At 67.0% G+C, this 18,916-nt stretch carries 16 protein-coding genes; 8 read left to right on the top strand and 8 right to left on the bottom strand.

Annotated features, from left to right (window positions below; all coding sequences use genetic code 11):
• Window positions 1-78 precede the first annotated feature (78 nt).
• The 3 genes from tnpA to tnpC all read left to right on the top strand — a co-directional run bounded on the left by tnpA (window position 79) and on the right by tnpC (window position 2,531).
• Window positions 79-486: an IS66-like element accessory protein TnpA gene (tnpA, locus tag H536_RS23780; RefSeq protein WP_081651925.1), complete on the top strand. Its 408-nt coding sequence runs from the start codon at window positions 79-81 to the stop codon at window positions 484-486.
• Window positions 483-830, top strand: a complete 348-nt coding sequence (gene tnpB / locus H536_RS0113450; RefSeq protein ID WP_024350968.1) for an IS66 family insertion sequence element accessory protein TnpB — start codon at window positions 483-485, stop codon at window positions 828-830. Before tnpA ends, tnpB begins: the two co-directional genes overlap by 4 nt.
• 72 nt (window positions 831-902) lie before the next feature.
• On the top strand, window positions 903-2,531 hold the full coding sequence (gene tnpC, locus H536_RS0113445; protein WP_024350967.1) for an IS66 family transposase: 1,629 nt from the start codon (window positions 903-905) through the stop codon (window positions 2,529-2,531).
• Here the strand turns inward: tnpC and H536_RS23775 are convergent.
• The 6 genes from H536_RS23775 to H536_RS0113420 form a co-directional block, all read right to left on the bottom strand.
• Complete coding sequence (locus H536_RS23775; RefSeq protein WP_035695345.1) at window positions 2,512-2,745, bottom strand: DUF6429 family protein; 234 nt, start codon at window positions 2,743-2,745, stop codon at window positions 2,512-2,514. The genes tnpC and H536_RS23775 overlap by 20 nt on opposite strands.
• Window positions 2,746-2,783: 38 nt before the next feature.
• Window positions 2,784-3,482: a DUF6538 domain-containing protein gene (locus H536_RS0113440; RefSeq protein ID WP_024350966.1), complete on the bottom strand. Its 699-nt coding sequence runs from the start codon at window positions 3,480-3,482 to the stop codon at window positions 2,784-2,786.
• 282 nt (window positions 3,483-3,764) lie between these two features.
• The gene (locus tag H536_RS0113435) at window positions 3,765-4,496 is read right to left on the bottom strand and encodes a pentapeptide repeat-containing protein (protein WP_155898479.1); all 732 of its coding nucleotides are present in this window, start codon (window positions 4,494-4,496) and stop codon (window positions 3,765-3,767) included.
• A gap of 159 nt (window positions 4,497-4,655) precedes the next feature.
• Window positions 4,656-5,948 (bottom strand): DUF2254 family protein, encoded by a 1,293-nt coding sequence (locus H536_RS0113430; RefSeq protein ID WP_024350965.1) that lies wholly within the window; start codon window positions 5,946-5,948, stop codon window positions 4,656-4,658.
• 19 nt (window positions 5,949-5,967) lie between these two features.
• Window positions 5,968-7,443: a sensor histidine kinase gene (locus H536_RS0113425; RefSeq protein ID WP_024350964.1), complete on the bottom strand. Its 1,476-nt coding sequence runs from the start codon at window positions 7,441-7,443 to the stop codon at window positions 5,968-5,970.
• Between the two features lie 148 nt (window positions 7,444-7,591).
• Window positions 7,592-8,959: an alpha/beta fold hydrolase gene (locus H536_RS0113420; RefSeq protein ID WP_024350963.1), complete on the bottom strand. Its 1,368-nt coding sequence runs from the start codon at window positions 8,957-8,959 to the stop codon at window positions 7,592-7,594.
• Window positions 8,960-9,166: 207 nt separating this feature from the next.
• Between H536_RS0113420 and H536_RS0113415 the strand changes: the two genes are divergently transcribed.
• Window positions 9,167-10,129: a TAXI family TRAP transporter solute-binding subunit gene (locus H536_RS0113415; protein WP_024350962.1), complete on the top strand. Its 963-nt coding sequence runs from the start codon at window positions 9,167-9,169 to the stop codon at window positions 10,127-10,129.
• 166 nt (window positions 10,130-10,295) lie between these two features.
• Entirely contained in the window at window positions 10,296-13,040 is a 2,745-nt protein-coding gene (locus H536_RS0113410) for a TRAP transporter permease (RefSeq protein WP_024350961.1), read from the top strand.
• Window positions 13,041-13,533: 493 nt separating this feature from the next.
• Here H536_RS0113410 and H536_RS0113400 read toward each other — a convergent pair whose 3' ends face one another.
• Both H536_RS0113400 and H536_RS22635 read right to left on the bottom strand, forming a co-directional pair.
• On the bottom strand, window positions 13,534-14,151 hold the full coding sequence (locus H536_RS0113400) for a ribonuclease D (protein WP_024350960.1): 618 nt from the start codon (window positions 14,149-14,151) through the stop codon (window positions 13,534-13,536).
• 108 nt (window positions 14,152-14,259) lie between these two features.
• On the bottom strand, window positions 14,260-14,673 hold the full coding sequence (locus H536_RS22635; protein ID WP_024350959.1) for a winged helix-turn-helix transcriptional regulator: 414 nt from the start codon (window positions 14,671-14,673) through the stop codon (window positions 14,260-14,262).
• Between the two features lie 333 nt (window positions 14,674-15,006).
• Here H536_RS22635 and dgcN point away from each other — a divergent pair, with 333 nt between their 5' ends.
• The 3 genes from dgcN to H536_RS22630 all read left to right on the top strand — a co-directional run bounded on the left by dgcN (window position 15,007) and on the right by H536_RS22630 (window position 18,726).
• Window positions 15,007-16,020: an N-acetyltransferase DgcN gene (dgcN, locus tag H536_RS0113390; RefSeq protein ID WP_024350958.1), complete on the top strand. Its 1,014-nt coding sequence runs from the start codon at window positions 15,007-15,009 to the stop codon at window positions 16,018-16,020.
• Window positions 16,021-16,111: 91 nt separating this feature from the next.
• Window positions 16,112-18,313 (top strand): TRAP transporter permease, encoded by a 2,202-nt coding sequence (locus H536_RS0113385; RefSeq protein ID WP_024350957.1) that lies wholly within the window; start codon window positions 16,112-16,114, stop codon window positions 18,311-18,313.
• On the top strand, window positions 18,310-18,726 hold the full coding sequence (locus tag H536_RS22630) for a DUF1850 domain-containing protein (protein ID WP_051141597.1): 417 nt from the start codon (window positions 18,310-18,312) through the stop codon (window positions 18,724-18,726). The genes H536_RS0113385 and H536_RS22630 overlap by 4 nt, the downstream gene beginning before the upstream one ends.
• Window positions 18,727-18,916: the final 190 nt, after the last annotated feature.

Here is an 18,916-nt window from a genome sequence, read left to right as displayed (position 1 = left end):
GTAAGCCCACGCGGTGTACCGCCTTCACAGCGTTCGCCGTATCGGTGAAGTCCTAGGAATAATCCTAGGAGCAGCACTATGACGATAGCAAAGTTCGAGGTGATTACCGGCGGGGGCGGAAGCCGCCGTCGTTGGAGCCGTGAGGAGAAGGAGCGGCTGGTCGCGGCATCGTTCGAGCCCGGTGTGACGGCATCGCAAGTGGCTCGTTCGGCGGGTCTCCATACGAGCCAGCTATTTCGGTGGAGAAAGCAGCTCTGTGAGACGCGGAGGCCTCAACCGCCTGCGTTGGTTCCGGTGACAGTTGCCATTCCGACGCCGACGTCCGCACCGTCTCACGACTTTCCGGCACGGGCGAAGACGGGACGGCGCCGTGCGTCGGACCGGATCGAGATCGAGCTTTCCGGCGGTCGCACGATCCGTGTTGACGCAGGTATCGATGTTGAGGCGCTCGGCCGCATTCTCGATGTCGTGGACCGTCGTCGATGATCCCGGTTCCGAGCGGCGTTCGGGTATGGCTGGCGACTGGCCATACCGACATGCGCAAGGGCTTTCCCGGATTGTCGCTGTTGGTCCAGGAGACGCTGAAGCGGGATCCAAACGACGGCCATGTCGTGGTCTTTCGCGGTCGCCGCGGCGATCTGATCAAGGTGATCTGGCACGACGGACAGGGCGCCTGTCTGTTCACGAAGCGGCTCGAACGGGGGCGCTTTATCTGGCCGTCACCGGCCGACGGAACGGTGACGATCTCACCGGCGCAGCTCGGCTACCTGCTTGAAGGGATCGACTGGCGCCATCCCCAGAGAACCTGGCGCCCGAGCGCGGTCGGATAGCATAAACTCCTTGTGTTGCAGGGGGTCTGTGGCAGAATCGGCTTTGTCACGAACTGCTTCGGATTTTCCGCCATGGCCGCCGCGCCAGATGATATCGCCGCTTTGAAGGCCGCCCTCGCGGCGGCCGAACGGCGTGCCGATCGGGCGGAAGCCGAAGTGGCCCGCAGAAAGGCGAAGGCCTCGGACGCCGAAGCCCTGATCGCGCATCTGACGCTTGAGATCGAGAAGCTCAAGCGCGAACTCTATGGGACGCGTTCGGAGCGCAAGGCCCGTCTCCTCGACCAGCTCGAGATGCAGCTCGAGGATGCCCAGGCCACTGCCACCGAGGACGAGCTTGCCGCCGAACGGGCCGCGGCGAAGACGACGAACGTTCAGGCCTTCAACCGCAAGCGCCCCTCGAAGAAGCCTTTCCCCGAGCATCTGCCGAGGGAGCGGGTGGTGATCGAGGCGCCAACTTCGTGTCCGTGCTGCGGCTCGGCAAAGCTGTCGAAGCTCGGCGAGGACGTCACCGAGACGCTGGAGGTGATCCCACGCCAATGGAAGGTGATCCAGACCGTCCGCGAGAAGTTCACCTGCCGGGAGTGCGAGACGATCACCCAGCCGCCAGCGCCGTTCCACACGACGCCGCGGGGCTTCCTCGGACCAAACCTCCTGGCGATGATCCTGTTCGAGAAGTTCGGGCAACATCAGCCGCTGAACCGCCAGTCCGACCGCTACGCCCGCGAGGGGATCGACCTCAGCCTGTCGACGCTCGCCGATCAGGTCGGCGCTTGCGTCGATGCCCTGCGCCCGCTTCACGACCTCATCGAGCGGCACATTCTTGCCGCCGAGCGGCTGCATGGCGACGATACCACCGTGCCGATCCTGGCCAAGGGCAAGACAGCGACCGGTCGGGTCTGGGTCTATGTTCGCGACGATCGGCCTTTCGGCGGACAGGCACCGCCGGCGGCCCTGTTTTACGCCTCGCGCGACCGCACGGCCGAGCATCCCGAACGCCATCTCACCGGCTATGGCGGGATCCTCCAGGCCGACGCCTATCCCGGCTATGGCCGGCTTTATGAGGCAAGCCGAAGTCCCACTCCGGTGACGGAAGCGCTCTGTTGGGCTCATTCGAGACGGAAGTTCTTCGAACTCGCCGACATCGCCAAAAGCGCCCGGCGAGGAAAGAACGCAGCGCCGATCTCGCCGCTGGCACTGGAAGCGGTCAAGCGCATTGACGCGCTGTTCGACATCGAACGCGAGGTGAACGGCTGCCCTGCCAAAGAGCGCCTGGCTGTCCGGCAGGAGCGAAGCGTGGCCGTTCTGGCCGATCTGGAGGACTGGATGCGCATCGAGCGGGCGCGCCTGTCGCGCCACGCGCCGGTCGCCAAGGCCATGGACTACATGCTGACACGCTGGGACAGCTTTGCCCGCTTCACCATCGACGGCCGGATCTGCCTGACGAACAACGCGGCGGAACGCGCGATCCGCGGCCTGGCTCTCGGCCGCAAGTCATGGCTCTTTGCCGGTTCCGATCGCGGCGCCGATCGCTGCGCCTTCATGCTGACGCTGATTGCGACGGCCAAGCTGAACGATATCGATCCGCAGGCCTGGCTCGCCGACGTCCTCGCGCGCATCGCCGACATCCCCCAAACTCGGCTCCACGAACTCCTGCCCTGGAACTGGCCACCCCGTCAGGAGATCATGGCGTCGGCCGCGTAAACAGCTCCCGGAAAAGGTCTTCCGATCGCCGATGACCCTCATCCGTTAGCATCACCGATTTTGCCTTGTTCGCCGGGTCAGTGATCATTCCCTTCCGATGCAAACGGTCGGTCACTTCCCAGTCAAAACTCTTCCAGGCACGCCGATTGCCGTGCAGCGTCAACCACAAAAGTGCCAGGACAGCATCATCGATCTTGTCGTTATCGATCTCCACGCGGTCAGGATAACACAGCAAACCGAGACCGCCGCGGCTCACACCGGATGGATACGGGATAGTCGCCGCAGGTACTTGTTCAGAGTGACCGGATGGCCGCTTGGCCCGATCTTGTGGAGGTCGTCCATGAAGCGGACAGCGATGCGCTCGGTGATTGCGTCAAGATGAGGCGGCACGTCCTCGCGTCTGCACCACTCGAGGAGATAACGGATGGCACGTTCGTCATCACCGCGTGTCCTCGGTTTCACATCAAGCTGATCGAGGTATCTCTGGCGGTGTAGTTCAATCGGGACTGCTTTGCCCTGAGCGAGCCTTGCGAACTGATGTGCCTTACGTTCCCGTTCAGGATCGAAGGTGGGGACCACCATGTCGCTGTCTGGGTCCCATACCTCGCCTTTGTGGGGGCCGGCGATCTCTCTTGCCCGCTCCGCAACGTATGACGACAGGAACTCCTTATGGCTCACAGTTTGCGCTGCTTGTATATCGCGGGCGAGGGCGAGCGCCTCCCGTTGCAGTGGGCTACCGTGTCCGTCGCGCTCCGCTTCGATCAATGCTTTGAACTCGGCAACTACAGACCACTTGAGGCGGTTCGCTGTGGTTAGGCTGTCGGTATGAAGAGGACGCTTAAGCCGCGTGCCGAACTTATGCGATAGCTCCCTAGGGACCGCCATCGATACCCGCCACTTACCGCCGTGGAACTCCAGATACCTCCTCTTCTCAGACGACCTAGCCGGCATACTTCCCTATCTCGTACCCATTAACGTACCCGCCTACTGCACCCGAAGCACCATAGACGTCAATAGGTTGTTGATCGAACTGCGGAAGTTTGTGCCCAGGATGTTTCCCGCTTGGCTCCACCAAATTCTTCCCTCACCATTCTGAACAGACAGCGAGCCACCGGGCGGTCCGTCCCTGTGCCCTGATGACCGATGGCCTGTCCTGGCTCCTGCCACGACGAGTGCCGATCGCGCGATTGTTTCGCGGCCCTTTGTCGGTCCTGCCGACCGTACTCTCAGCTCTCACTCCGCCGGGCACGGCCAGTCGGCCGGGCGCTGCAGGCCGTCGGGCAGGCGCGTCGCATCGTCGCCGCAGGCAAGGTCGAGCTGCGCCTGTTCCAGGCCCGTCGCCGTCGCAAGATCCAGCCCTTCCAGCCGTGTCAGATACAGATAGGCGCCGGTGAAATCGGGCTGCCCGGTCAGGGTCGCGCCGGTGAACTGGGCGCGGGCGAGATTGGCGTAGCTGAAGCGGGCCCCGGTGAGATCGGCGCCGCGAAACGACGCGCGGCCGAGTTCCGCCTTGTCGAAGCGGCTGCCGGGCAGCTTGGCGGCATCGAAGCTCGCCCGCTGGAATTCGCCGCCCTCGAAGGCCGCGTCCCTGGCCGCCAGATAGGACAGATTGGCGCGGTATCCCTCGACCTTGCGGAAGCTGGCCCCGTCGGCCTTTGCCCCGGCCAGCGACGCGCGCACCAGCGTCGCCTTCTCCAGATTGGCTTCGGCGAGACTCACGTTGCGCAGATCCGTAAGGGTGAAATCGGTGTCGGTCAGGTCGGCGCCTGCGAGGTCGACGCCCGACAGCATGAGATTGCTGCGGTCGCAATGGCTCCAGTCGATGCCCGGCTCGGCCGATGACTTGCAGTCGGCGGCCAGCGCGGACGGCGCGGCGAGACCGAGGGCCAGCCCCAAGGCGCCGCCGAACAGCGTGGCGGCCATCTCCCGCGAATTGCCCGAACCGATCGCTGCCGCGTCGCTCATGGCGCGCTGTCGCCTGATGAATATCACCTGCGTTCCTCCCGCGCCGCCGGGCGCTTCCTTGCGACTATCGCCGTCTCGGCGTTGCGAGACAATCGCGCCATGTGCCTCATGGTGATGAAACGGCGAGCCTTCCCCACCGGTTGCAGCGGCCCGGCGCCGTCACCCATCGTGCGGGACGGCCGCCCCGTCCCATGCTGCGGCGATCGCGGCGCGATCGCGATCGGCTTGCGCTTTTGTGCTGGCCTGATCGGCAAGCGCACGGGCCTGATCCTCCAGGAATCGCCGGATCCCGGCATCGCCGATCATGCCGGTCGCCCGGCGCAGCATGGCAATCAGCCGGATCGCCACCTGCGGATTGGGCGCCGCCGCGTTTCGTAACGCGTCCAGCGGCGTCCGGAACAGGCGGATGAAGGGCTCATCGACCACGAGGACGCGGGCATTGCCGGCCGCGTCGGCCACCCATTGCGGATGCTGGGGGAGCTGGCCCTGCGCGATCACGATCGGGCCGAGCCCGTCGATGCAGGCAAAGGCCGTGTAGAAGTCGTTCACCGCCGGCGACAGGGCCCGGCCGGCGATCTCGACCAGAAGATTCACGTGGAACGGCGCGCCCTGCGCACCGCTGCGGAAGCGCCCGATGCCGAAGGCGCGCGTCAGAGCCGTCGCCTGCCCGTCGTCCAGCGGGTTGCTAGCGAGAAGGGCCAGCGGCTCGCCGCGCATCACATAGTCGCCGACGCTCACGACGAGCTTCAGATGCCCGCCCGCCTCGCCCATCCGGTCGGCCAGCGCCAGCCGGTCGATCGTCTCCACATAGCCGTCGCGGGGTGCGGCGAGCCCGCGGCCGGCGGTCCAGTCGATCGCGAGGGCTGTGGCCGCCAATCTGCGGAGCGGCGTCGCGTCGGCCACCGCATCCCTGCGGAGCGCCGTGATGTCGGTGTCGACATGGATGATGCGGCCGAGATCGTGCAGGGCGAAGGCCAGCCACGAAATGACGAAGAGCGTGACGACGAGCAGGGTGAACAGGGTCAGCCGCGCATAGCCGTCCTCGCCGTCGCCGGCATTGACCGCGGCCAGCGCGATCAGCGCCCAGGCGAGGGAGCCGAGCAGGAGGCCGATGGTGAAGCGGACCCGGCCATGCCCGATCCAGCGGTCGATCAGCCGTACGCCGAGATTACCGGCAGCGAGCGTCAGCACCAAGAGCGTGATCGAGAAATACAGGGAGACGAAGGTGGCGTGGACCGCGGCGAAGGTGTTCGCCAACTCGCGGGCCGTGCCGCCCGACAGGGCGAAGGGGTAGCCGAAGCTGCCGATCCAGGCCGATGCGCCGCCGGCATCGAGCAGCAGAAGGGTGAAGGCGATGCCGATCGCCGCTGCGATCATCAGGACCGGCAGACCCCAGAAACTGTGCCACAGAAGGCTCGCGAACCAGCGCAGTTGCGAGTTCGGGCCGGCCATCAGCGGCGCGGTTGCCGGCTCAACCGAGCGATCCCGTCAGCCGGAAGACGACGCCGGACGGCGGAAAGTCGAGCTGGCCGCCGCCGTCGAAATACGACCCGACGATCCGCTCGATCAGCCGCGAGCCGAAGCCCCGCCGGCTCGGCTCGTTCACATGGGGGCCATCGCGCTCGATCCAGTCGAAGCGGAAATCCTTGTCGGGCCCGACGTCCCAGCTGATCTCCACCTTGCCGGACGGCATCGACAGCGAGCCGTATTTGGCCGCGTTGGTCGCCAGCTCGTGCAGCGCCAAGGACAGGCCGAGCACCTGCTGCGGGCTGAGGACGACGTCGGGACCCGAAATGACGATCCGGCCCTGACCTGCGCGATGGGCGGCCAAGGCCTCGTCCACGACCTGCCGGATCCCGGCGCCGGACCAGCTCGTCTGGGTGAGGATGTCCTGCGCCCGCGCCAGCGCCTGCACCCGGCTGGAGATCGCGTCGCGCCCCGCATCGAGGGATTCGGCGGTGCGCAGGCTCTGGGTAACGATCGACTGCACGGTCGCCAGGACGTTCTTCATCCGGTGCGACAATTCGTGGGTCAGTTCCTTGCGCTGTTCCTCGGCCTGGTACTCGACCGTGCGATCGCGCAGGATCTTCAGATAGCCGATCTGGACCTCGTCCTCGCCCATCAGCGGCATGATCTCGCCCGATGCCCAGAACCGGCTGCCGTCCTTGCGCTGATACCAGCCTTCGCCGATGCCCCGGCCGGTCTCGCGCGCGGTCGCCATCTCGCGAACGGCCAGGTCGGCCTCGCGATCCACGGCCGTGAACACCAGCGCGGCGGGGCGGCCCAGCGTCTCGGTCTCGCTCCAACCGAAGATCTGCTGGGCGCCCGGGCTCCAGGAGGTGATCTTGCCGTCGAGATCGGTGGTGATGATCGCGAAGTCCACGGCGCTGTCGACGATCTGCCGGTATTGCGATTCCAGCCGGCGCACGTTGCCGAGGGCGGCCTTGGTGCGCCGCAGGGAGCGATGCAGCTCGAGCTGGACGGAGACCTGCCGGGCGAGAAGGCGCAGCGTGCGGATCTGGTGTGCGTCGAGCTCGCGCGGCGTGTGGTCGAGGACGCACATGGTGCCCAGCGGCAGGCCTTCGGCCGAGCGCACGAGAACGCCCGCGTAAAAGCGCAGCGGCGGGTCGCCATAGACCAGCGGATTGTTGTCGAAGCGGGAATCCTGCGTCGCGTCGGGCACGATCATCATGTCTTCGGCCAGCAGCGCATGCTTGCAGAAGGAGATGTCCACCGGCGTCTCGCGCACGCCCAGCCCGACCTCGGCCTTGAAGAACTGGCGGGTATCGGAGACGAAATTGACCACCGCGATGGGCGTGCCGCAGACCTCCGACGCGATCCGGGCGAGATCGTCGAACTCCTCCTCGCGGGGGGTGTCGAGGATCTCGTACGCCTCAAGGGCCTCGATCCGTTCGGCTTCGGTGTAGGTGGGGGTAAGGATGGTCAATGCTGATACGGGCCGCTGGCGCATTCTTCGAAGGTCATGGAAGGGAACTAGACGTCTACCCCCTGTCATCGCAAGAGTAAGGGGGTTTTGCCGCCGAACAATGGCTGCGGCACAAATGCCGCCGGATACCTCTCCGGGGCGCGCAGCGTCAGTCGGTCAGCTCGATCCAGACGACATCGTTGGGCTCGTCGGGCGAGGTTCGGGCCGCGATGACCTCGCCGTCGAAACCGCCGGTCACGGTCTGCGGCGTGTCGCCGGGGATCGCGACGGCGGCCCGCCAGACCGAGGGAACCGGCTCGTTTTCCGGGCGGCCGGCGATCGGCAGGGCATCCAGCGTGGCGTTGTCGTCGATGCCGAAATAGCCGCGCGGCCGCATCATCCCGACGATCTCGCCGGGCGCTGACAGGTCCGGCGCCGGATACAGCCGCAGATGGGCGAGCGTCGTGGAGCGGGGGAAGGGCGCGCGGTAGATCCGCGTCAGCGGATAGTTTTCTGCGGCGATCACGAATTCGTAGGCCGCGTCCGGCGTGGCGCGAAACGGCCCGTAGCGCCCATCCTCGCCGACCGTCTGGCTGAACACCGCGTCGCCAAGGCGTTCGCCGGTCCGGGCGTCCACCGCGAAGATGTCGAGCGTGGCGCCGGCGAGGGGACGGTTGGTGGGGGCGCCATTGGCAAAGCCGGAGATTTCCCCGCCGATCTGCGGCCGCTCTTCCGGCGTGATCTCCAGCCTGGCCGGCGGCTTGCCGGTGATCGCCGTGTACATGGCGATGAAGGCCTCGGGCGAGGAGGCCGTCTCGCGATGGTCGGCACCGTCGAGCACCACCGTCGGCGCGCCGTCCAGTTCCGGCGCGTCGTAGGAGATCCCGGTCTCCTGCTCGGGCAGGCCGAGAAACCGGCCGTTGGGCTGGGCGTAGAGATCGAAGCGGTCGGACCGCAGGATCGTCGTCGGGATGCCGTCGGGAATGGCGGGTGGCGTGTTGAGGGCGGTCAGGAACGCGCCGGCGCCGTTATATTCCGATCCGGTCCGCTCCTCCGGGTTCACATAGACGCCGTGATGGACGCAGCCGGCCAGCACCATCGTCACCGTCCTGGCCGCCCCGCCGAAATTCTTCACGTAATTGCGGGCGCTCTGGCAGCCGCGGGAGTGACCGACGATGGCGACCTTGTCGGCGCCGGTCTCGGCGAGCGCCCGGTCGACCGTTGCCGCAACGGCGCGGGCGGCGTCTTCGGTCGAGGAGCGGTTCTCCTGTGCCACCTGGTCGTCGAGCCGCGCCGCCGGGTGGTCGATATCGACGGCGAACAGCCGCTCGGCCGGCACGCCGTTGCTTTCGAAGCGCCAAAGGACCGGCATCCAGAAGGCGGCGGAATCGCTGTCGCCATGCACGAAGACGATGGGCGGCACGGCCCCGCCAGGCGCCGCCGCGGCGACGGTCGGTCCGCCGGCGACGATCCCGCAAAGGGCCGTCGTCAGCGCGGCCAGGCCCATGCCGCGTCCTGTGCGTGTCCAGCGTGTCATGGGGTCCTCTTCCACCATCTGCGTGGTCGAAGAAAGGGCGCCGCCGGACCTTGGCAACCACCCGCACCGCCCGGACGGCGTTCGGGGCCGGCTGCGGCCCGCCATCTTGCACATGAGGGGGAAAGTTGTCTTACTGCCGGCACTTGGCCCGACCGAACTCTCCGCTAGGATTGAGGGTCTGACCGAACAAAAAAGAGGAAGCTCCCAATGAAGAAAACCGGATGGGTCGCAGCCGGGCTTGCAGCCCTTGCCATGTCGACCGGCGCGGCCACCGCGCAGGAAAAATTCATCACCATCGGCACCGGTGGTCAGACCGGCGTGTACTACGTCGTCGGACAGTCGATCTGCCGTCTGGTCAATCGTGAGAGCGAGAAGAACGGTCTGCGCTGCACGGCGCCGTCGACCGGCGCATCGGTCGCCAACATCAACGCGATCAAGGCCGGCGACCAGACCATGGGCGTCGCCCAGTCGGACATGCAGTACAACGCGCTCGAGGGCCAGGACCCCTGGAAGGACGATCCCTTCGCCGGCGAGCGTGCGGTTTTCTCCATCCATCCCGAGCCGATCACGGTGGTTGCCCGTGCCGATTCCGGCATCGAGAGCTTCGACGACCTGAAGGGCAAGCGCGTCAACATCGGCAACCCGGGCTCCGGCTCGCGCGCCACGATGGAAATCATCATGGACCGCAAGGGCTGGTCGATGGACGATTTCTCGCTGGCTTCCGAGCTGAAGGCCGCCGAGCAGTCGCAGGCCCTGTGCGACAACAAGGTCGACGCCATCATCTACACGGTCGGCCATCCGAACGGCTCGATCCAGGAGGCCACCACCTCCTGCGCCTCCAAGCTGGTCCCGGTGACCGGTGAGGAGATCGACAAGCTGGTCGACGAGAACCCGTATTACTCCAAGGCGACCATCCCGGGCGGCCTCTATGAGGGCAATGCCGAGGACACCGAGACCTTCGGCGTGCGCGCTACCATGGTGTCGTCCGACCAGGTCGACGAGGAGACCGTCTACCAGGTGGTCAAGGCCGTGTTCGAGAACTTCGACCGGTTCAAGAAGCTGCATCCGGCCTTCGAGAACCTGACCAAGGAAGAGATGATCTCGGCCGGCAATTCCGCGCCGCTGCATCCGGGCGCCGAGCGCTACTACAAGGAAGCCGGCCTCCTGTAAGGCCCGCCATCCGGCCGGCCGGCGGCAGATGTCCGCCGGCCGGCACTTTTGCGCTCCGCCCATGCGGGGCGTCGGCGACGACGAGAGGCCGGTCATGCGACCCGCCGCCCTTCGCCCCGAAACGTTCCTGTAGTCGCGTATCAGACAGGCGGAGTGACCAGCTGCGATGGCCCGAGACCCACGTCATTCCGACAGCCTCGACGACGAGCGCAACCGCACCATCGATTCCGTCGACGTCGAATCCGCCACCTCCCGGCAGGAGAAGCTCGACGAGCTCGTCGCCTCCTCCGACACCGGCGGACGCAGCCCCGCCAGGCCCGTCGCCTACCTGATCTCCGGCGTCGCGCTAGCCTGGTCGCTGTTCCAGCTCTGGATCGCCTCGCCGATCCCCTTCATGGTCGGCTTCGGCGTCTTCAACGACACCGAGACGCGCTCGATCCCCCAGCTCGTGCTGGGCGCCGGCGTGCCGCTGCTGCTCGGCTATCTCTTCCTGGAGGGCGCGACCGGCGTCCTGCCGGGCTGGTACATTCCCGTCATCACGGTGACGATGGTCGTTTTCGCGCTGCTGCCGTCGCCGTCGCGGCGCGTCCTGCCCCATGAATGGGTGCTGGCGATCGCCGGCGCGGTGACCGCCTCCTACCTGTTCTTCGCCTATACCTCGATTTCGGGCCGCGTCGGCGCGCCCAACATGACCGACTTCATGGTCGGCACGGTCGGCCTGATGGTGCTGCTGGAAGGCACGCGCCGGGCGCTTGGACCGGCGCTGATGGTCGTGGCGACCGTCTTCCTCGTCTACACCTTCCTCGGCCCCTACATGCCGTCGATCATCGCCCACAAGGGCAACTCGCTGTCGGAGGTGGTCAACCACCAGTGGATCACCACCGAAGGCGTCTTCGGCATCGCGCTCGGCGTGTCGACCTCCTTCGTCTTCCTCTTCGTGCTGTTCGGCTCGCTGCTCGACAAGGCCGGGGCCGGCAGCTACTTCATCAACGTCGCCTTCTCGCTGATGGGCCACATGCGCGGCGGACCGGCCAAGGCCGCCGTCGTCTCCTCGGCCATGACCGGCCTGATCTCCGGCTCATCCATCGCCAATGTGGTGACCACCGGCACCTTCACCATTCCGCTGATGAAGCGGGTCGGCTTCTCGGCCGAAAAGGCCGGCGCCGTCGAGACGGCATCTTCCGTCAACGGCCAGATCATGCCGCCGGTGATGGGCGCGGCGGCCTTCCTGATGGTCGAATATGTCGGCATCCCGTATTTCGACGTGGTCAAGCACGCCTTCCTGCCGGCGATCATCTCCTACATCGCGCTGGTCTACATCGTGCATCTGGAGGCGATGAAGGCCGGCATGCAGGGCCTGCCGCGCTCCTACGAGCCCAAGCCGTGGCTGCAATGGCTGGTCGGCGTCGTCTTCGGCATTCTCGTCCTGTGCGCCCTGTCCTTCGGCGTCTATTACGGCATGGGCTGGATCCGCCCGGCCTTCGGCGACAATGCCGGCTGGGTGGTCTTCGCGCTGCTCGTGGCGGTCTATGTCGGCCTTCTCTGGTACGGGGCGAAATATCCGGCGCCGAAGATGGACGATCCGGACAAGCCGATCACCGAACTGCCGCGTCCCGGCCCGACGGTGAAATCCGGCCTGCACTTCATCCTGCCGGTCGTCGTCCTCGTCTGGGCGCTGATGGTGGATCGCCTGTCGCCCGGCCTGTCGGCCTTCTGGGCGGCCGCCTTCATGATCTTCATCCTGATCACCCAGCACCCGATCACCGCCTTCTTCCGCGGCACCGGCGATTACGGGTTCCAGACCACCCGCGGCTTCCTCGACCTGATCGACGGCCTGATCACCGGTGCCCGCAACATGATCGGCATCGGCATCGCCACCGCCACGGCCGGCGTCATCGTCGGCGCCGTGTCCCAGACCGGCGTCGGCTCGGCGCTGGCGGAAGTGGTGGAGGTCCTGTCCGGCGGCAATCTGATGGCGATCCTGCTTCTGACCGCCGTCCTGTCGCTGATCCTCGGCATGGGCCTGCCGACGACCGCCAACTACATCGTCGTCTCGGCGCTGCTCGCCCCGGTCATCGTCACGCTGGGCGAGGCCAACGGCCTGATCGTGCCGCTCATCGCGGTGCATCTCTTCGTCTTCTATTTCGGCATCATGGCCGACGTGACGCCGCCGGTGGGGCTGGCCTCCTTCGCGGCGGCGGCCGTTTCGGGCGGCGATCCGATCAAGACCGGCGCCATCGCCTTCTTCTACTCGCTGCGCACCGCCGCGCTGCCCTTCCTGTTCATCTTCAACACCGACCTCCTGCTGATCAATGTCGACATCCCGCACGGCATCTTCATCGCCATCGTCGCGACGATCGCCATGCTTTTGTTCGCGGCGGCGACGCAGGGCTGGTTCCTCACCCGCAACCGCGCTTATGAATCCGTCGCGCTGCTGCTGATCGCCTTCACCCTGTTCCGGCCGGGCTTCTGGATGGACATGGTGGTCGCGCCCTATTCCGAGCGGCCGGGCAGCGAGGTCGTCGAGGCGGCGGCCGAGACGCCGCAGAACGAGCCGCTGCGCCTGCGCATCGATTATCTCGATGCCTTCGGCGAGCCGTCCCAGCGTTCGGTCGAGCTACCGCTTCCGGCCGGCGCGACCGGCGAGGAACGGCTGCAGAATGCCGGCCTGGAACTGATCGACCGCGACGGCAAGACGATCATCGACAATGTCGCCTTCGGTTCGGCCGCCGAGAAGGCCGGGCTCGACTGGGACCAGGAGATCACCCTGGTGCGCACGCCCACCGATCAGCCGTCGAAATACTGGATGTTCATTCCCGCGCTCGCGGTGCTCGGCCTGATCGTCTGGGCCCAGCGCCGCCGACGTCCGGCGGACGAGACGCATCAGGGCCAGACCGCCGTCGCGGCCTGAGGCGCATTCGCACTGTCGCGGGAAGCCGGCCGACCCTTTTCGGGTGGGCCGTCATCGAAGCAGGCCCCTCAAACGAAAGAAGCGCGGCGAACCGGGTTCGCCGCGCTTCTTGTGTCTGCGCCGACTGGAATGTCGGTCGCCTGTCGCCCATCCGGCCGGCTGTTCTCAGCGCGACGCCGGGGGCGGAAATTAGCCGACGAGCTTCAGCAACGCGACAGTCGCAAGCAGCGCGACGGTAAGCATGCCGGAGACGGCGAGGGACTGCATCAGAGGGCTGCGGGTCATGGTGTGCGCCTTTCGTCGAGCGCGTTGCTGATGCCGCGCATATGCGTTGGACGAAGGGGCCGATCCAGTCTGTTTTGCGACACGCGATGCCGCGCCAAAGACATTCTTTCAGGCGGCTTCAGTTTCGTGCAAGCAACGCTGCCCGCACCCTGCTGGAGAGGGCCGGGAACGTCTTGTCCGCGGCCCTTTCCGGGCGGTTTTGAACGCGTCAGGCCGAGTGGGAGAAGATGTCCTCGTCGTCCCAGCCGGCGAGGTCGAGCTTGGCCCGGGTCGGCAGGAAGGTGAAGCAGGCCTTGGCCAGCTCCATGCGGTCCTCGCGCTCCAGCCGCTTGTAGAGACCGCCCATGATGTCGTGCAGATAGAGGACGTCGGAGGCGGCGTATTCGACCTGCGCCTGCGACAGGGTCTCGGCGGCCCAGTCCGACGATTGCTGCTGCTTGGAGATGTCGACGCCGACCATCTCGCGGGCCAGATCCTTCAGACCGTGCCGGTCGGTGTAGGTGCGGGTCAGGCGCGAGGCGATCTTGGTGCAGAAGATGCCGTCGGTCATCACGCCGAAGGCATGGTAGAGCGCCGCGACGTCGAAGCGGGCATAGTGGAAGATCTTGGTCTTGGCCGGGTCCTTGAGAAGCGCCGTGATGTTCGGCGCCTCACGCTGGCCCTTGGCGATCTGGACGACGTCGGCGGTGCCGTCGCCCGGCGACAGCTGGACGACGCAGAGGCGGTCGCGGCGGGTGTCGAGGCCGAGGGTCTCGGTGTCGATCGCCACCGGGCCGGTGTAGCGGGAGATGTCGGGAAGATCGCCTTTGTGGACGCGGATGGTCATGGATCGCCTTCGCTCAGGGAAAATGTCTGCTTGGCTCTACCGGATTTCGCCGGCGAGGCCAAAGGTCTTCGGCGATCGGAACGGCGCGGTGGCCTCGGCGTACCGCCGTCAGGCGTTGCCGTCGTTGGAAACCCGGCTGCGCGGCGGCGTGCTCCAGCCGGTGCGCGGATCGAAGAAGCCACCATCCAGATGGGCATGCCCCCAGGCCATGACGCCGAGAAGCGCATCTTCCAGCGAGCGGCCGCGCGCCGTCAGGTGATATTCGTGCCGCGGCGGACGGTCGGCATAGGGGCGCCGCTCGACCAGGCCCCAGGTCTCCAGCCGGCGCAGACGGTCGCTGAGGATGTTGGTCGGAATGCGCTCGGCGCTTTCGTGCAGGGCACCGAATGTGTGCTTGCCGTGCCAGAGCAGGTCGCGGACGATCAGCAGCGTCCACTTGTCCCCGAAGATGTCCAGCGTGCGGGCGATCGAGCAGCGCGAGCGAAAATGCCCTCGCGTTGTGTCACGGTCATCCTGCCCCATCCGCTGCTCCTCTTCCGTCCCCTCGCAAGTTACTTGACGGAAAAACAACTTGCAAAACGAAAGTGACGCTTCGTCTGTCGCATCCGAGCATCGGGTGATAGCGCAGCCTCGTTCCGCGCCCGGTTTCGGCGCGGCTGGCAGGTGCGAACCCTGCCGGCAGCCATGGGTCCTCAAGACCATCGCGGGCCGCCGGAGCGACGCGGGACAACCGGTTCGCGATCGTCGCCCCCCGCCAGATGTGCACTGCCGCATTCGCTGCCGTCGCACCGCTTCACAAGCCGTGCCAACTCGGTCAGTCTGCGGCCAGAAGATCCCCTTCCCGAAAGTCGCGCCATGAACGTCACCCCTCCCTATCTCATGTTCCTCGGCGACGTGCCGGACGCACTGGCCGCCAAGACCGCACAGGGCGTCGTCGACTGGCGTCGGGACTGGTGCCTGGCGCAGTTGCGGCTGCCGGGCTGCGGCGCCGATCTCGGCCTCGACGAGATGACGGTGCCCGAGGCGGTCGCGGCCGGCGCGAAGACCATGGTCGTCGGCGTCGTCAATGCCGGCGGGGTCCTGCCCGAGCACTGGATCGACACCATCGTGGCGGCGCTCGAAGCCGGGCTGGATGTCGCCAGCGGCCTGCATGTGCGGCTCGGCTCGATTGAGCGCATTGCGGCAGCGGCCGAGGCGAACGGCCGCAAGCTGACCGATCTGCGCCAGCCCGATCGCAGCTACGCCACCGGCAAGGGCCACAAGCGCAGCGGCAAGCGCCTGCTGGCGGTCGGCACCGATTGTTCGGTCGGCAAGAAATACGCCGCCCTGTGCCTGGAGCGTGACATGCAGGCGGCCGGCTTCGACGCCGAGTTCCGCGCCACCGGCCAGACCGGCGTCCTGATCGCCGGGCGCGGCGTGCCCCTGGATGCCGTCGTTGCCGACTTCATCGCCGGCGCGGCCGAATGGCTGACGCCCGATGCCGCGGAGGACCACTGGGACGTGGTCGAGGGGCAGGGCTCGCTGTTCCACCCGTCCTTTGCCGGCGTGACCCTCGGTCTGCTGCACGGTTCGCAGCCCGATGCCTTCGTCGTCTGCCACGAGCCGACCCGCACCACGATGCGCGGCGTGGCGACGCCGCTGCCGACCATCGCGGCGGTCATCGAGGCGACCATCGCCATGGGCCGGCTGACCAATCCGGACATTCGCTGCGTCGGCCTCTGCGTCAACACCGCGAAGCTCGAGGAGGATGCGGCGCGGGCGCTGCTGGCCGAACTGGCCGAGGAACATGGCCTGCCGGCCACCGATCCGGTGCGCTTCGGATCGGCGCCGGTGGTGGACGAGATCGCCCGGATCTACGGCAGGCCTTGACGGGGGAGGCCATCGTGCCGGAAAGGGCGGTCGCCTTTCGGGGGCGATGATGTAAGGTCCGGCCGTGACAGGCCTCTGGGAGGAGCCGTAGATGAGTCAGGGTACGCCGGGAGAACTGGAGAAGCATCACGAGCTGGCGCCGGACGGCGAGCCCGTGAGCCACCACGATCCCTTGTCCTCGGGCTTCCCGCTCGGCACGGAAGGGCGGATCCTGTTCTGGATCGCCTTCACCTTCTCGATCTTCCAGCTCGCCACCGCAGCGCATCTGTGGGACCTGCCGAGCCAGATCGTGCGGGCCGTCCATGTCGGCTTCCTGTGCCTGCTCGGCCTGCCGCTGGTCGCCGCCATCAAGGGCGAGAATGCCGGGCTGAGGGCACTGTTCTGGCTGCTCGGCCTCGCCGGCATGGGCGTCGCCGTCTATCAATGGTGGGAATACGAGGCGCTGATCTTCCGCGCCGGCATGCCGTCGCTGGCCGACACGATCGTCGGCGTCGCGGCGCTGGCCGTGCTCTTTGTCGCCACTTGGCGGATCATGGGGCCGGCCCTGCCGATCATCGCCGGCCTGTTCCTGGCCTATTGCCTGTTCGGGCGCTTCCTGCCGTCGCCCTTCGTCATCCGCTACTACCCGTTCAGCCAGATCGTCGATCACATGGCCTTCGGCACCGAGGGCATCTACGGCATCCCGACCTACGTCTCGTCCTCCTACATCTTCCTGTTCATCCTGTTCGGCTCGTTCCTCGAGCGGGCCGGCATGATCAAGCTGTTCACCGACATCTCGCTCGGCCTCGTCGGCGGGGCCAAGGGCGGCGCCGCCAAGGTCGCGGTCATCTCCTCCGGCCTGATGGGAACGATCTCCGGCTCGGGCGTCGCCAATGTGGTGACCACCGGCCAGTTCACCATTCCCCTGATGAAGCGCTTCGGCTATCGCGCCGCCTTTGCCGGCGGCGTCGAATCCACCGCCTCCATGGGCGGCCAGATCATGCCGCCGGTGATGGGCGCCGTCGCCTTCATCATGGCCGAGACGCTGAACGTGCCCTATGCCGCCGTCGTCCAGGCCGCGGTCATTCCGGCGGTGCTGTATTTCGGCTCGGTGTTCTGGATGGTGCATCTGGAGGCCGGCAAGCGCGGCCTGATCGGCCTGGAGAAGGGCGAGCTGCCCTCGGCGCTGAACGCGCTGAAGAAGGGCTGGTACCTGCTCCTGCCGCTCGGCGTCCTCGTCTATCTGCTGTTCACCGGCTACACGCCGCTCTATGCCGGCACGATCGGCCTGGCGCTGACCGCGCTGCTGATCCTCGGCGCGCCGCTGGCGGGCCGGATCTCGGTGCAGGGGCTGCGCTACGTCTTCTGGATCGGCCTCGGCCTCTCGGCCGCCGCCTTCTTCGAATACGGCATCCTGCCGGTGGTCATCGCGCTGGCCGTGCTGATCGCTCTCTGCGCCCTGTTCCGGGGTGGCCGCGAGACGCTGCTCCTGACCCGCGACGCGCTCGCCGAGGGCGCCAAGACGGCCCTGCCGGTGGGTATCGCCTGCGCCATCGTCGGCATCATCGTCGGCACGATGACGCTGACCGGCGTCGCCAACACCTTCGGCCAGTTCATCGTGGCGGTCGGCGACACCTCGCTGTTCCTGTCGCTGGTGCTGACCATGATCACCTGCCTGATCCTGGGCATGGGCATCCCGACCATCCCCAACTACATCATCACCTCCTCAATCGCAGGCCCGGCGCTGCTCGCCCTCGGCGTGCCGCTGATCGTCTCCCACATGTTCGTCTTCTATTTCGGCATCCTTGCCGACCTGACGCCGCCGGTGGCGCTGGCCTGCTTTGCGGCCGCGCCCATCGCCAAGGCGCCGGGGCTGAAGATCTCCTTCGAGGCGGTGAAGGTCGCGCTGGCCGGCTTCGTCATCCCCTTCATGGCGGTCTACACGCCCGCTTTGATGCTGCAGGATGGCGGCCCGCTGGCCGAATCCATCGGCTACTGGCCGGCTGTCGCCTACATCGTCTTCAAGGCGTGCCTGGCCATCGGCCTGTGGGGCGCCGCGGCGATCGGCTACCTGGTCGCGCCGCTGAAATGGTGGGAGCGGGCGGTGGCGACCGTCGCGGCCTTTACGCTGATCGCCGCAATGCCCATCACCGACGAGATCGGCTTCGCCCTGGCGGCGCTGATCCTCGGCTGGCATGCGCTGCAGATCCGCCGGCACGGGCGGCCCGAGGCGGTCAACCGCACCGGCGGTGGCAGCGGGCCGGCCAAAGCCGGTGCCGCGCCCCGCGACGAGACGGTGTCGCCGGCCGAATGATCTGCATCGCCGCCGGCGCCAAGACGCTGACCCTGGCCACCACCGCCTTCTCGCTCTCCTGGACCCATTCGGTCGAGAAGACCCGCTGGGAGGAGCGCTGGGTGGCGGGGCCGCAGGGGCTGACGGTCGTCGAAGGCCGCGTCGAGGGCTCCGGCGCCGGCATGGAGCCACCGCCGGACGCCGTCCTGCGCGACGGCGCCTATGTCTACACGCCGCATCTGGCGCCGGTCCCCGAACTCGTCCTCGCCGCCTCCGGCGCCACCGGCTCCGGCTGGACGCTTTGCCCTCTCGGCGATGTCGCGGACACCCCGGACACCGACGCCTGCCTCACCCTCGGCAAAACCGCCGCCGCCCCGGTGCGGATCTCGGTGTGTCCGGCGGCCGGTGGTGAAGGCGCCGCCACGCACCGCTGACGCAGCTGCTGGAATGACGCGAACCGCCGTTTGCGGGGACAGCTTGGCGGCAAGCCGGCAGATGCCACGCCCACCATCCGCACGACGTCCTACACACGGCCCCCAACTATAACGCGCGTCATCCTCGGGCTTGACCCGAGGACCCATTCCTCTGCGGTTCGGTGTCCACTCCGTCTGAGAATAGCGATGC

This window comes from Aurantimonas coralicida DSM 14790 (assembly GCF_000421645.1).
Lineage (GTDB): Bacteria > Pseudomonadota > Alphaproteobacteria > Rhizobiales > Rhizobiaceae > Aurantimonas > Aurantimonas coralicida.
Note: the sequence above shows the minus strand (reverse complement) of the source record. Positions and strands in the feature narration are given on the sequence as shown.